This is a genomic window from Bradyrhizobium sp. Pha-3, from assembly GCF_042258325.1.
Lineage (GTDB): Bacteria > Pseudomonadota > Alphaproteobacteria > Rhizobiales > Xanthobacteraceae > Bradyrhizobium > Bradyrhizobium elkanii.
The window spans coordinates 2,301,191-2,313,889 of the sequence record NZ_CP170151.1; the positions used below are offsets into that span (position 1 = coordinate 2,301,191).

Genomic DNA, 12,699 nt, shown 5'->3' on the forward strand with positions numbered 1-12,699 from the left:
ACACTCGGTGCAATAGCTGCTCGACCGCTGTCCGCGAAAGACAGTTTCCGACCCATACGGCTCAATTTCCGGCCCTTGGTATGCTCCTTGAGGCCATCGGTCCACTATTATGGTTTTGTTGTTTTCGCATCGAACTTCGACGACGTTAGGGGCCGCTAGAACTGCCTCAAGCTCCTCCGGCCGCGCGGATCGGCGCGCATCAGCCAGTTTCGCTGCAAACTCTGCGAGAACCACGCCCCACATGCTGTGGAAGCTGCGGCCTCGCCGCCGACGTGGTCGCATGGGGATAACGCGTATCGCGTTCTCCGGATGCATGCTTGCCGCCTGCACGCGGACAAGAGACCTGGCATCGGACCGGGAAACCGGAACACAAGGTTCGAAATATGGCCGACCAGCACTTCTTCGTCTTTTCTCTTGCTGTTGTTGTTGGTTGTTGTCTTGTTGTTGGCTGGTCTTGATGGTTTGTCGCAAACCCAGCCCGTATCATCGCAAAGAATGCACGAGGTCTTATAAATCGTCACGCACGCCCCGGAAGAACGGATGCCGCACCTTGCCCTTCGGTGGATTTGGCGCGGTATTCGATTTCAGCCAGCACCTTCGGCTCGACCCAGAACGCCTTCTTAACGCGCTTGGTATAGGGCTGGGTCTTGCGGATAAACGGCGTCAGGCGCTCCCGAAAATCGGCGGCCGAGGCCCTGTCGAAACCGTGGTCGACCTTGCCGGCATAGACTAGGTCGTCGCCTTCGCGCCGGCCGACGTAGATGCCGTCCCATTCGTTACAGTCGAGCTCGAAGCCGGCGATAGTCAGCGTCTCGCGCTGGGCGCAGCTCTTCTTGACCCAGTCCCGGCTGCGGGTGCCGGTCGAATAGACGTTGTCTGCCACCTTAGACACGACGCCCCCATAGCCGAGCTTGCAGGCAGGCTTGAATATCTCGGGGTCCTCCCCCTCGAAGCTTTCACTGAACTGGATGTCGGTACCGGGATTGTTTTCAGCGCGGCCTTACGTTCCTTCAGCGGCGGCTTACGGAGATCACGGCCGTTGAGATAGAGCAGATCGAAAGCGACCAGCACGATCCTGATCGAGTTGCCGCGCAGCTCGTTCTGCCGCACACTGAAAAGTCGGTGGTCCCGTCGGCCGACGGCACCACGATCTCACCGTCGATGATCGCCGCCGCGGCGGTGATGTGCTAGGCGTCGTGCGCGACTTTCTTGAAGTGCTTGGTCCAGTCGTTGCCACGACGGGTGTAGAGCTTCGGTTGCGAACGAGACGGCGGAAATCGCAATGAGGGATGTCGTGCTGCAACTCGTCGCTGCTTGAGCTTCTCGTCTCCATTCCGGCATAGCTGCGGGGTCCTTCGTGTTCGCGCCCTCACAACAACGACCCGGCAGCACATTGCTGAAGAAGGCGCTGCCGTCCGATCGCCTCCTGATCGGCAGCGCCCGTTCGACAAGTACCCGCCTAGAAGAAGATGTTCGTTGACACGGAGAAATTCAGGGCATGTCCGATCTGCGGGGTGTACGTGATGCTGGTTGGATTGTTGATGTAGGTCAGTCCTACGCTTGTATAGACTCCCGGTGCGAGATGGGCGGTGTAAGTGGCCGCGATTGCCTGACTGTCCCGATGAACGAGCTTTCCTTTCGCCAGCGCGGCGTCGACCGCCAGCTTGCTCCACACCGTGTCAGTCGCGACGATGGAAATCTGGTCGGTCGGCCGCCAGTCGAAAGGTCCGTTCACATAAAAGCGTAGCTCATAGTACTGGCTGACCGTATTCAGATCAGGAGGAGCTCCCATGACCGAGAATCCGCCGTAGATGCCACGAGATGCCGAATCCTGAACATTCGTCTGCAGGAACTGCCTGTCCGCGGCGATGTAATAGAAGGTGTTCGGATCGGTTCTCTGTTGATTTGGAAGCGCCAGACTTTTGTAGCTGCTGGTGTTGTAACCTGCGCCCGCCCTCAGCCAGGTCTGCGGCGAGCCTGGAGCAGCCTTGTTCAGATAGCCGGTTTCATCAAGGTAGAGAACGCCGGCATGAGTCGTGCTCCAGTTCAGGCCCGTGGGGTTCTCGGTGATCTGAGTAAAGAGCCCATCCGGACTGTCAGCACGCTGGAAGGACACCTTGGTGTACAGGTGATCATCGAAGTTATGCTTCAGGTTGAGAGCGGGCGTTGGTGCCGGGGCGGCGCTCAGGCCTCCCTGGAAAAGTATGCTCGACGAGGGACCGAAAACATTTGATCCCGCATTTCCGCCAACCACCGTGCCGGCGAATTCATGTGAATTCCTGAGATAGCCGACCTTGAGTTCGAGCTTCCTGTCCCAGAAAGTCTGATAGTACGAAATCGTGTTGATGCCCAGTCGATCCGGCCCGCCAGGTTGCCATGTCCAGGATTGCTCCTCGGCCCCCACGACGATCTGGCCGTCTGGAATACCAAATCGACTGAGATCATAGGTCACCCACATGTAGTTTACGGTGTTGAACGTCGGATTTTGCCCGTTGTAGAGCTGGTTCGCGATGGTGCTTCTGGCCGAATTCGGCAGAAGATTGTTTGTGTAGGTGACCTGTGACCACAACAGATAACCGATGCCGACTTCGGCCAGCGCAGATCTCACGCCACCGGCATCCTGAACCACTGTATCGGCTGGCCCGGGTATGCTGACGACCAGTCCCTTTTCGCGGAGGTTCTGGAATTTTGCGAACGGATCGGGCTTCTTTTCAATCGTGTAACTGTCCGCAACTTGATTCGCCTTGCGCCGTTGAACGCCGGTCTGCAATCGCGAGGTCGACGCGGCGCCTGCTTTCTTCCGGTGATGATCTGCTCCCCGGGCCGACCCTGTTTTCGCGGACGCTTGCTTGCCGGCCTCATCCAGCGGATCGCTTTTCTGGTCCTGAACGCTGGCTGCCTGTGCCGGCAGCGGGTTGCAGACAAGCCATGCTGCTGTCGACAGCGCAATGGCGAGGCCGCCCTGTTTCGTGACTGGTCGAAACCGGACTTTGTCTGCAGCCACGTACAATGGCTCACTGTGATGCACGTGCCGAACGTTTGCGCCCGTAGCACGGTCTTTGATGTTGACTCGCATAATACCCCCGAACAAATAGGACCCTTGGCGCGTGATCCATCGCATCCGGAGCGCTACAAATGGATGACTATAATCGACTAATTCGATGCGAACTCAGGAAGATGCGATGGTTCGGGGAGCCTGCAACAAGCGACATCATGCCAGGCGGGACGATCCTGTCCCGGCGCCGGCAGATCTGCTCCTGCCGCGTTGTCTCCATGCAATCCGGATTATGCAGATCGTGGCCGTGAGCTTCTGTCACGTCCGGTCTGACGGGTGAAGTTGAGTCCAGCATGCAGGGGATAGGGCGAGACGCTCCACTTGATCTTTATTGAGTCGGCCGGTGCGCGACTGGTGTTCTCACGGAGCCGGCGTCAGTTCATCAGCGCTTGCCCGGACCGGCGCTCCTGATCTTCCGGCAACCGGCCGGATAGTTGGCGCAGCTCACAGTTGCATGTGGGCCGAGCCGCGGTGCGAGCGACAGAAAACCCTGCACCTGAGAGGTGCCGGCGAGGCGCGGAACGAGCAACGGGTCACACGCCCTGTTTGCCAGCTACGGACCTCAGCGGAAGAGGGAAGAGCAGAGGTGGCCCGATGGCGAGCCGTGTTACAGATCGCCTTCTGTTGCGCGCTTCTGCGATGGCGCGCGCAGGCTCCAATGCGCCAAAGTCTGCCGCCAGGCGGATGGCCGCTCGCCGGGCCGCAGTGATCAACGTTGTTCGTGAACGCGCGCAATCGGCGAAGACCGCTTCGGCAGCCAGTACTGATTTGTGATGCGTGCACCGAACAGCAGTCCGAAAACAGGCTTTGGCCGACCTCGCCCACCGCTGTTGGTAATCGACCTTTCCCGATGTGCGGAATCCGCCACGCGATCTTGCCGCGGTGGCATCGGGTCTCCTGCGTCAAGCGATTTCGACAGCCCGCACCTGGCCTGCATACTGCATCGCTCCAGATCCGAAATGCGACAACGCAAACGCAACGTGCGTCTGTAGCGGCCGGTGCAACGCGTGTGTCGAACTACGATGGCAAACGAGGCCGGACGCATTTCCGGAACAAGGACGGTCATGCGAGTGGTCCGGAGCTCGCAAACTTTGGAGCGGCAGTCCCGACGGCTTCGATCCTTGAACCCGGGGCGCGACGCAGCAACCAGGATGGAGGCACGATGCGCATCTGCGGTATCAAATTGACACATGATGGAGCAATCGCCCTCGTCGAGGACGGGCGTCTTGTCTTCTGTATTGAGCAGGAAAAGCGGGATAACAATCCGCGCTACCTGCATATTGGCAATCTGGATGACATTGTGGTCGCCCTGGCCGCGCAGGGTCTTGGTCCAAAGGACATCGATGCGTACGTCATCGACGGTTGGCCCGGTGACCCGCAGACGCGGTTCGATGTCGTCAGCGGTAGCAAGCCTGTCACTCTCAAGGCGGCGCCCTACCTTGAGCCGTACGCCAGCGGTCTGCTGGCCGCGTGCGAAAGCTCGGGCCTCATGCTCGGTCGCGAAGTCCTGCCTTACAGGAGCTACCCGCACGTGACAGGGCATCTTGCGTCGGCTTACTGCACCAGCCCGTTTGCGCAGACAGGAGAACCCGCTGTCTGTCTTGTGTGGGACGGCGGCATACCTCCGCGTCTTTATCATGTAGAGCGCCACAAGGCCTGCTTTGTTGGATCGCTGTTTCCGGTGATCGGACATGCCTATGTACTGGCGGGCCACAAGTTTGGCCCCTACAAAAGACCGAACCGCTCCGGAGGTGGAGACCGGAGCATTGCCGGCAAGGTAATGGCCTATATCGCGCTCGGGTCCTTTGATGAAGCGATCGTGGCGATATTTCAGGAGCTCTACGAGGAGCGTGTTGCGGCGGACGACAGGCTCGGTCGCAATTACCGCGGAGAGGTCGGAAGCATAGATTACGCGCTTGCAGCGTGGCACGACCTCCTCGAGGTCAGCATCGCAAGACTGGGGGATCACTCGCCCGAAAATGTGCTTGCGTCATTTCATTGTCTTCTCGAGCGTATGCTCGTCCGGGAAATGACGGCTGCCTTGCAGCGCCATTCGTACCTGCCAGGGATCCGAAATCTTTGTATTGCCGGCGGTTGCGGTCTCAACATCAAATGGAATACGACGCTGCGTGCGTCAGGCCTGTTCGATGCTGTCTGGGTGCCGCCGTTTCCCAACGACAGCGGCTCGGCAATCGGTGCCGCCTGCTCCGCGCTGGCGGCAGACAGGGGTTTCATGCCGCTGGAGTGGTCCGTCTATAGCGGTCCGGCCCTGCAGCGCGCCGATGTACCAAGCGAATGGGAGGCGTCGCCCTGCAGCATGCAGGAACTTGCCACTATCCTGGCAGACAACCACCCTGTGGTCTTCCTTGACGGTCGAGCGGAACTCGGACCGAGAGCTCTGGGGGGCAGGAGCATTCTTGCTGCCGCGACCTCTGCAGCGATGAAGAACCATCTCAACGGCATCAAACGCCGGGAGCATTTCCGACCCGTGGCGCCGATTTGCCTTGAGGATCGGGCACCGGAATTTTTCAGCCCCGGAACGCCCGACCGCTACATGCTTTTCGAGCACCAGACGCTGGCTGAACTGCGAAACAGGATTCCTGCCGTGGTGCACCTCGACGGGTCCGCGCGATTGCAGACAGTCCCCCGCGAATCCCGGCACGCGATCGCCCGGCTTCTCGTCGAGTATGAAAGGCTTACGGGGCTTCCGCTGCTCTGCAATACGAGCGCCAATCACCATGGATGTGGCTTCTTTCCCGACGTTGCTGCTGCCTGCCGGTGGGGACGTGTCGGACACATATGGAGCGAGGGCCTGCTCTGGACCAGAGCTCGGGCGATCGAAACGCGCCATTCCGGGTAGGGCGATCGCGTATTCCTCGCCCGGCGGGCTCAATCAGAACGCGTCATCAATGACTGTGATCTCGATTGATCGCCCTGATGCTGTCTGGCCAGCGCAACAATCGCGGTTTTCGAACCTGTATGGAAAGTTGCCGACGGAGCTCCGTCGGCATGTCTGCAGGACGTACACCGGAAATCAGCCAGCGCTCGCTCAAAGGCTTTTGCTTCGGGATCGGTATCCGATCAAGGTCGTGATGTGACCGCGGTCCATAAAAGAGCCCGACGGCGAGTGCGACAGCAAAAGCTGACGGACGCGCGTCAAAAACCCTTCGCGACGGGGGCCCAAAGTGCCTGGTGCACCCATTGCGGTCGAGGACAGCCAGCCAAGAAGGTCATCAATGATCCATTGATACTGGTAGTCGTGACGAAGTTCCGTGATTTCGTTGAAATCGGAAGCGCCAAGGACTTCCCGATGCGATCCTGTCAGCCTTGACCGTACGCCTCCGGGACCGGCGGGCAGGCTGCCGCCCCAGAAGTCGGTAATGTCGTTCACCATTGCATTGTACCATTCTCCAGGTTCGGAATGCTCCCGCACGCGATCGATGATCGCGACGCATCCATCAGGTTTCACGATTTGTGACAGCTTTGCCAGTGTCGCGGCCCGATCCATCCAGTGGAAGGAGAGGGCAATGGTTGCGAGGTCAAATGATGAGGCGGGCAATTGCAGGTTCTCGGACGTCGACACGAGGAAGTCCAGATTGTTGACTCCACGCGTGCTTGCCATTCGCCTCCCTTCCTCGACCATTTCGCTGCTTGGATCGACGGAAAACACGTTCCCTACGGATTGCGCCAGGGGAAGGCCGATCTGTCCCGTGCCGGCACCAAGATCGAGTACACGAGTACTCGTGGTGAGGCGGCAAAGCCGGATCAACGATCTGAAGACATCCTCCGGATAAGGTACGGCGTGCCGCGCGTAGTAGGGCGCAGCACCACTGAATATCTCACTCGCTGCAAACATGACTGCCTCCGGACATCTGCTCAGGTCCCCGTATACTCCGCTGCCCTCTGGGCAATCGGGCAGCAACCCGCCGGCCGTGGACCGAAATGTTAAGTGTTGCAATTTGCCATTATCGCTATCAGTCGCCGGAAGCGCGGCTTTCCGGGAAGAAGGCTCCTGTTGGTCCGGAGCCCCGACCGGACTGGCACGCGCAGGATCGCTTCTTCCGGGAGCCCCCTGCGACCTTGACGCTGCGCGCTGAAGTGGCTCCGGGCGCCAGCTAACTTCTGCAGGTTACATCCGGCGGATCGCGTGTGTGAACCGACGGTGGTCAAGGCGGTGCGGAGGTCGTGTCCTGGCTTCCTTTCGACCGATGCCATGCTTCGCCGGCTGCATCAATTGCCCAACGCGGTAGTTGACTGCAGCGTAATCCTCGTCGCTTCGGCAGACGCTACATTCGTTCGCAATCGCTACCCGGTTTCGTCAACTGCCTGCAATGGTGCAATCTTTAGCTGCGCTTTCCGCTGGGCGACACGCGATCAGGTTGTCAGGTGAACAAGTCTTCGCCTGCTCCGGTGAGCGGTGTGGCCGAAACGGATCTGCGGGCCTACCAGTGTTCAGCGGTGACGATTTCACAGTTTGTCTTTCAACTGGAGTAATCAGACCGGCAGTGGTTCGACATTTCGATGCACTTGATCGAGGACATATCCCTCCAGCATTTCTGCTCGCCTTGTCAGGGGAGCGGCTCTCGCCGACCAAAGTGAATCCGGACGACCTGAGCCTGCCGGCGGGCGCGGCCCCCTGGCTCGAATGAACAGCTGACGGGCACCGCGCCGGCGGATTTTCTTCGAACTGGAGACAGGCATGCCAAACAGGGGCGACATGAAGCTGGGGCTGTTTCTCAACCAGGCGGGATATCACGAAGGCGCCTGGCGGGATCCGGACGTACCCGCAAATGGCGGAATCAATATCGATCATTATGCATCTCTGGCACGGCTCGCCGAAGATGCCGCATTTCACTTCATCTTCCTGGCCGATACGCCAAGCGTAATGGAACCAGATCCGGCGGCAATAGCTCGTGCGGGCCGGAACGACGGCTTCGAGCCAATCACACTTCTGTCGTCGCTCTCGTCAAGAACCACAAGCATCGGCCTTGTTGCGACCGCGACAACGACTTACCAGCAGCCTTATCATCTCGCACGCATGCTCGCCTCGCTCGACCACATGTCAGGCGGCCGCGCGGCATGGAACGTTGTTACCTCGGGTCATAAGTTCGAGGCCGGCAATTTCGGCCAGGAGGAGCTGCCGGATCACGACGCCCGCTATGCGCGCGCGAGAGAGTTCGTCCAGGTCGTCAGAGGACTTTGGGATACATGGGAAGATGATGCTTTCATTCGCAACAAGAAGACGGGCATTTTCGTTGATACGACCAAGCTGCACCCGTTGAATTACCGCGGGCAATTTCTGTCAGTCAGAGGTCCCTTGAACGTCGCAAGGCCGCCGCAGGGGCATCCCGTGCTGGTCCAGGCCGGCGCATCGGAAGCTGGAATGTCGTTCGCTGCAGAATTCGCCGAGGTCGTATTTACCGCCCAGCCGTTTCTGGAGGGTGGCAAGAGGTTCTACGCAACGATCAGAAAGAAAGCGCACGCCCTCGGGCGGGAAGAGGACGAGGTGCTGATCATGCCGGGCCTTGTCCCGATCGTCGGGAGAACGAGGCAGGAGGCCTCCGGGATCCTCCGAAGACTGCAAGATTATACGCACATCGATGCCCGGATTGGATTGGCAGATCGCGTGCTGGGCTCCGTTGCGGATCTGCGCGCGATCGATCTTGACGCCAGGGTCCCCGCGGCCCTGCCGCAGACAAATCTCGTCCAGAGTCGACAGAAACTGCTCCTCGAGGTGGCGGCAAGGCAGAACATGACCTGGCGACAGCTGATCGACTTCATATCGGACAGCAAAGGCCACCTGATGATCGTGGGGACACCGGACGAAATCGCAGATGTCATGATAGAGTTCCTTGATCAGGGTGCAGCCGATGGCTTCAACGTAATGCCGGCGACCGTTCCCGGCGGACTCAAGGACTTTATCGGGCTTGTGGTCCCCGAATTGCGCAGACGGGGACGATTCAGATCCGCGTACTGCGGACAAACCCTGAGAGAGAACATCGGTTTGAAGCGGCCGCCCAACGGGTTCTTGCGCGCAGGCGGAAGCGGACGTCCATGAAGAGGCGACTGCTATTCCAGGGCGTGGGAATAAGCGCGACAGGCGGGCGTACGGGCCTGCGACGATCAGGGTCTGTATCCGAGCAATGTCGTGATGTAGCCCTGTTCTACAAAGGAGCCGGAGGGTGAACAGGACAGCAGCAGGCGGCGCATGCGCCTCGCAAACTCGTCACGACGAGGACCCAGAGTACCCGGAGCACCTGCAGACGTGGAATAAAGGTAACCCAGAAGATCATCGATGTTCCATTTGTGCTCGTAGTAGTGACGTAGTTCTGTTACTTCATTGAAGGCGGAAGCCTGGAGCATCTCAAGGTGCGACACGGTCATTTGCCGGACGGTCCCAGGACCCGCCGGAAAGCTCCCTCCCCAGAAATCTCTCATTTCGTTCCACATCGCTGTGGTCCATCCGTCGGGCTGCGAACCGCGCCGCTCGCGATCGATGATCGCAACGCACCCGTCCGGCTCCAGCATCCGGCACAGCTTTGAAAGTACCCTGTCTCGCTCCATCCAGTGAAATGAGCTCGCAATCGTCGCAATGTGAAACAAGGGCGCAGGTTCGGGAAGATCTTCAGATCGCGATACCACAAACCGGATGTTCGCAAGTCCTTTTTCCCTCGCCCTTCGCCTGCCTTCCTCGATCATTTCATCATTGGGATCGACGGACAGCACATCCGCAATCGAATGGGCAAGGGGAATGCTGATCTGTCCGGTCCCCGCACCGAGGTCGATCGCGCGGCTCCTGTCTGCGAGCCGGCAGACGCGAAGTAATGATCGGAACAGATCTTCGGGATAGCCGAGCCTGTGTCGTGTGTAGTAGCGCGCCGCTCCGCGAAACAGTTCGCTTGCTTCCGTCATTCGGCCTTCTCCTCGTCCTCATCCTGCAACAGCTGCCGTGAAGTGAGCCTGCCGGGGTGGTAATCTCCGCCCGACGGGCGCCTGTCAGTCGCGATCTCGCAAACGGTTATGGCCGGACCGCCGCACAGCGATCAATGACCGGAGGTAGCCGCAGTATCCGGCCAGGCGTCCCGGGCCGAAATGATCTTTGCCAAGATCGCCAGACCGCGTCGCAGATCGTCCTCGTTACGTGTTTCGCAATATGACACCCGAAGTCCCTGCATCGCTCCGGTCGGTACCGGTTCAGCTGCAAACTGAAAACCTGGACGCACAAGTACACCTGCCGCCAGAGCCTCGCTCGCCAGGCTCCTGGCGTCCGGTCGGGTCGGGACCCAGACGTGAAGTCCCAGCGGCCCGCCGGCAAGATCAGGCCTTTGCAGGACGTCTGCGGCAATCCGGCGCCGTGAGGCGGCGATCTTCCGGATGCTTGTTGTTGCCTCATGTGCGGTCCTGTTCGCAACGAAGGCCTGGGCAAGTTCGGCGTGCAGTGCAGCCACAAACCACATCGACATCTTGCCGAATTTTTCCATCAATGCGGTGGCATCCCCTGCTCGCGGAGCCATCAGGAACGCCACGCGCATTCCCATCACGACCGTCTTGGCCAGCCCCATCACATACCAGGTAAGCTCCGGAGCGAGCGTTGCAATCGGAGCTCCCGCGTCCTCGACCATCAGTGCCTGTGCGTCATCCTCGATGATGAGAACGTTGTATCTTCGCGCTATCGTAGCTATCTCGACGCGTCTTCCGGATGACATGACGGCCGCCGTGGGGTTCTGCACAGTAGGAATCGTGTAGAGAACCTTGGACGTGTTGGTCTTGCGGCAAACATCCTCGAACGCGTCCGGTTTCAACCCTTCACGATCCATCGGTATTCCCCTGATATTGAAGCCGAGAATGCCGGACAGCGCCTGCATGTTGGGATACGTCATCTCTTCGGTGAGCAATGTGCCGCTTCTGCCCACGAGGTGATTGAGCAGCAGGAACAGGACATTCAGGGTGCCATTGGTGACAATCATGCGGTCGATGTCCGGCGTGAATCCGAGGCGCTGGGAGATCCATTCCGCCCCGGTTCTTCGATCCTCCTCTGTTCCGCGCGGCCGGTTTGTTCTCAGAAGCCCTCCGGCGTCAGGACGGTAAACTCGTGCCTCGATGCTCTTTGCGAGCGCGGCCTCCAGGGCCGGAACGACCGGTGGTACCGCTCGTGACAAGTCGATAACGTCCTTGCGCATTGGTGCCTCCTGGCGCATGAGGGGATCCGGCTAGGCAAAAAACAGCGCACGGATCGACAGAGCGGCTGAAGCCGCGACGCTGAACAGAACAATTGCGATGTACATCGATCGGGTCGGGGCCGGAACCCGAATGGATGAAACGTGCAACGCGGCGAGTGTGGCAAAGGTGCCGGGAAGCAGCCATGAGAACAATGGCTGTTGCACAAAGGGCTCTGCCAGCACGAGGAGTGCAAGGATCGGAACGTCATAGGATAACGGCAGACCCGTAAAGCAACGATCCGTCGACAGGCCAGTGATTCCAAAGTAGCTCAGACGGAGGGCACCTGCGACGAGCAGCGTGGTGCCCACAGCGGCAGACAGCAGGGTGACGCCGTGCAACTGCAGCAACGCGATCGAGGGAAATACCGCGCCGTAAATGAGATCAGAGAAGCCGTCGAGACTCTTGCCCATCGTTGCGGCTGCTTCTGAACGGTTCCGGATCCGGCGTGCGACAATCCCGTCGAGATGGTCTGCAAGCATTGCCCAGAGTGCGACTGCAACGGCAAGTTCGATGCGGCCGTCCGTCACGAGAGACAAGGCGACCCCGGACAATATCATGCCCGATGCTGTGATCGCGTTAGCCGGATCGAGCAGATACCGGAGCATGGCACTCACTTGTCGCAATCAATCATTTCGGGGGCCGGCCTGCCGCCGTGTTATGCTCTCGTCGGCGAACAGGCTGCTTGCGATGCGAAGATCGTCGGCCGTGTCGATCTCCCACCAGCGCAGATGATCGCATCGCGCTGCCGCGAGCCGCAGGCCGCGCCGTTCGATCAGAAACGCCAGCAGTTCTTCGGTATAAGCTTGATTAGCTCCTGAACCGATAATGTCCTTGAGCGCAGGCACAATCGTCGTCCGCAGGGTCGATTCCGAGAGTCGAACAGATTGAGTGTCTTGAAAAGCATCGGCCCGCCAGCCGGCAGGTCGGCGCCGGACTGTTTCATGCGAAAGCTCGAGATGAACCCGCACTCGGAGAGCAGGACTGCAGATCCTTGCATTGTTGCCCGAAATGGCGCGACGGCTGCTGCGTCAGGAGATGTGCCGCGGGCAAGACAGTGCAGCGCGTCCTCCTCGAAAAAGACGTCACCCTCGAGGAGGTAGATGTCGCCGCGCAGGAGCGCGTCGCGCGCCAGCCAAAGCGAGTATGCGCTGCCCGTGCGATCGAAAACCGAAGACTCGACGTAGTCGATTTTCAGCTTGCCGAAGCGCTTGCCGCACGCATATTGAATTGCGTCCTTTCGGTAACCGATGACGATCGTCACTTCCTGCACGCCGACCGCCTCCAGACGTCGCAGGGCGTTGTGGAGTATCGGCGTTCCATTGACCTCGACCAATGGCTTTGGCCGCAGATCGGTCAGAGGTCGCAAGCGGGAACCGGCGCCGGCGGCAAGAATGACGGCATGTCTGGGAGCGGTGCTTGCCATT

General features: G+C 59.6%; 7 protein-coding genes and 2 pseudogenes. 2 read left to right on the forward strand and 7 right to left on the reverse strand.

The window, feature by feature from the left end; genetic code table 11:
- Positions 1–507: 507 nt before the first annotated feature.
- A pseudogene (locus ACE10X_RS10875) lies at positions 508–1,253 on the reverse strand (DNA ligase); the annotation flags it as partial.
- A gap of 206 nt (positions 1,254–1,459) precedes the next feature.
- Positions 1,460–3,004, reverse strand: coding sequence for a carbohydrate porin (locus ACE10X_RS10880; RefSeq protein ID WP_375764187.1), 1,545 nt, complete (start codon positions 3,002–3,004; stop codon positions 1,460–1,462).
- A 1,213-nt stretch (positions 3,005–4,217) separates the two neighbouring features.
- Between ACE10X_RS10880 and ACE10X_RS10885 the strand changes: the two genes are divergently transcribed.
- Entirely contained in the window at positions 4,218–5,915 is a 1,698-nt protein-coding gene (locus tag ACE10X_RS10885) for a carbamoyltransferase N-terminal domain-containing protein (protein WP_304498974.1), read from the forward strand.
- Between the two features lie 189 nt (positions 5,916–6,104).
- Here ACE10X_RS10885 and ACE10X_RS10890 read toward each other — a convergent pair whose 3' ends face one another.
- Entirely contained in the window at positions 6,105–6,911 is an 807-nt protein-coding gene (locus ACE10X_RS10890) for a class I SAM-dependent methyltransferase (RefSeq protein ID WP_281489693.1), read from the reverse strand.
- A gap of 843 nt (positions 6,912–7,754) precedes the next feature.
- Here ACE10X_RS10890 and ACE10X_RS10895 point away from each other — a divergent pair.
- Positions 7,755–9,113 (forward strand): LLM class flavin-dependent oxidoreductase, encoded by a 1,359-nt coding sequence (locus ACE10X_RS10895; RefSeq protein ID WP_038388470.1) that lies wholly within the window; start codon positions 7,755–7,757, stop codon positions 9,111–9,113.
- A gap of 65 nt (positions 9,114–9,178) precedes the next feature.
- Here the strand turns inward: ACE10X_RS10895 and ACE10X_RS10900 are convergent, their stop codons facing one another.
- The 4 genes and pseudogenes from ACE10X_RS10900 to ACE10X_RS10915 form a co-directional block, all read right to left on the reverse strand.
- Positions 9,179–9,967 (reverse strand): class I SAM-dependent methyltransferase, encoded by a 789-nt coding sequence (locus tag ACE10X_RS10900; protein ID WP_018270123.1) that lies wholly within the window; start codon positions 9,965–9,967, stop codon positions 9,179–9,181.
- A gap of 131 nt (positions 9,968–10,098) precedes the next feature.
- Positions 10,099–11,235: a PLP-dependent aminotransferase family protein gene (locus tag ACE10X_RS10905; RefSeq protein WP_157788177.1), complete on the reverse strand. Its 1,137-nt coding sequence runs from the start codon at positions 11,233–11,235 to the stop codon at positions 10,099–10,101.
- Between the two features lie 30 nt (positions 11,236–11,265).
- Positions 11,266–11,880, reverse strand: a complete 615-nt coding sequence (locus ACE10X_RS10910; RefSeq protein WP_018270125.1) for a CDP-alcohol phosphatidyltransferase family protein — start codon at positions 11,878–11,880, stop codon at positions 11,266–11,268.
- Between the two features lie 18 nt (positions 11,881–11,898).
- Positions 11,899–12,698: pseudogene (locus tag ACE10X_RS10915) on the reverse strand (phosphocholine cytidylyltransferase family protein).
- Position 12,699: the final 1 nt, after the last annotated feature.

Excerpts from the sequence above, each read along its gene's own strand:
- ACE10X_RS10885 (WP_304498974.1), top strand. The coding sequence starts at position 4,218 with ATGCGCATCTGCGGTATCAAATTGACACATGATGGAGCAATCGCCCTC.
- ACE10X_RS10890 (WP_281489693.1), bottom strand. The coding sequence starts at position 6,911 with ATGTTTGCAGCGAGTGAGATATTCAGTGGTGCTGCGCCCTACTACGCG.
- ACE10X_RS10895 (WP_038388470.1), top strand. The coding sequence starts at position 7,755 with ATGCCAAACAGGGGCGACATGAAGCTGGGGCTGTTTCTCAACCAGGCG.
- ACE10X_RS10900 (WP_018270123.1), bottom strand. The coding sequence starts at position 9,967 with ATGACGGAAGCAAGCGAACTGTTTCGCGGAGCGGCGCGCTACTACACA.
- ACE10X_RS10905 (WP_157788177.1), bottom strand. The coding sequence starts at position 11,235 with ATGCGCAAGGACGTTATCGACTTGTCACGAGCGGTACCACCGGTCGTT.
- ACE10X_RS10910 (WP_018270125.1), bottom strand. The coding sequence starts at position 11,880 with ATGCTCCGGTATCTGCTCGATCCGGCTAACGCGATCACAGCATCGGGC.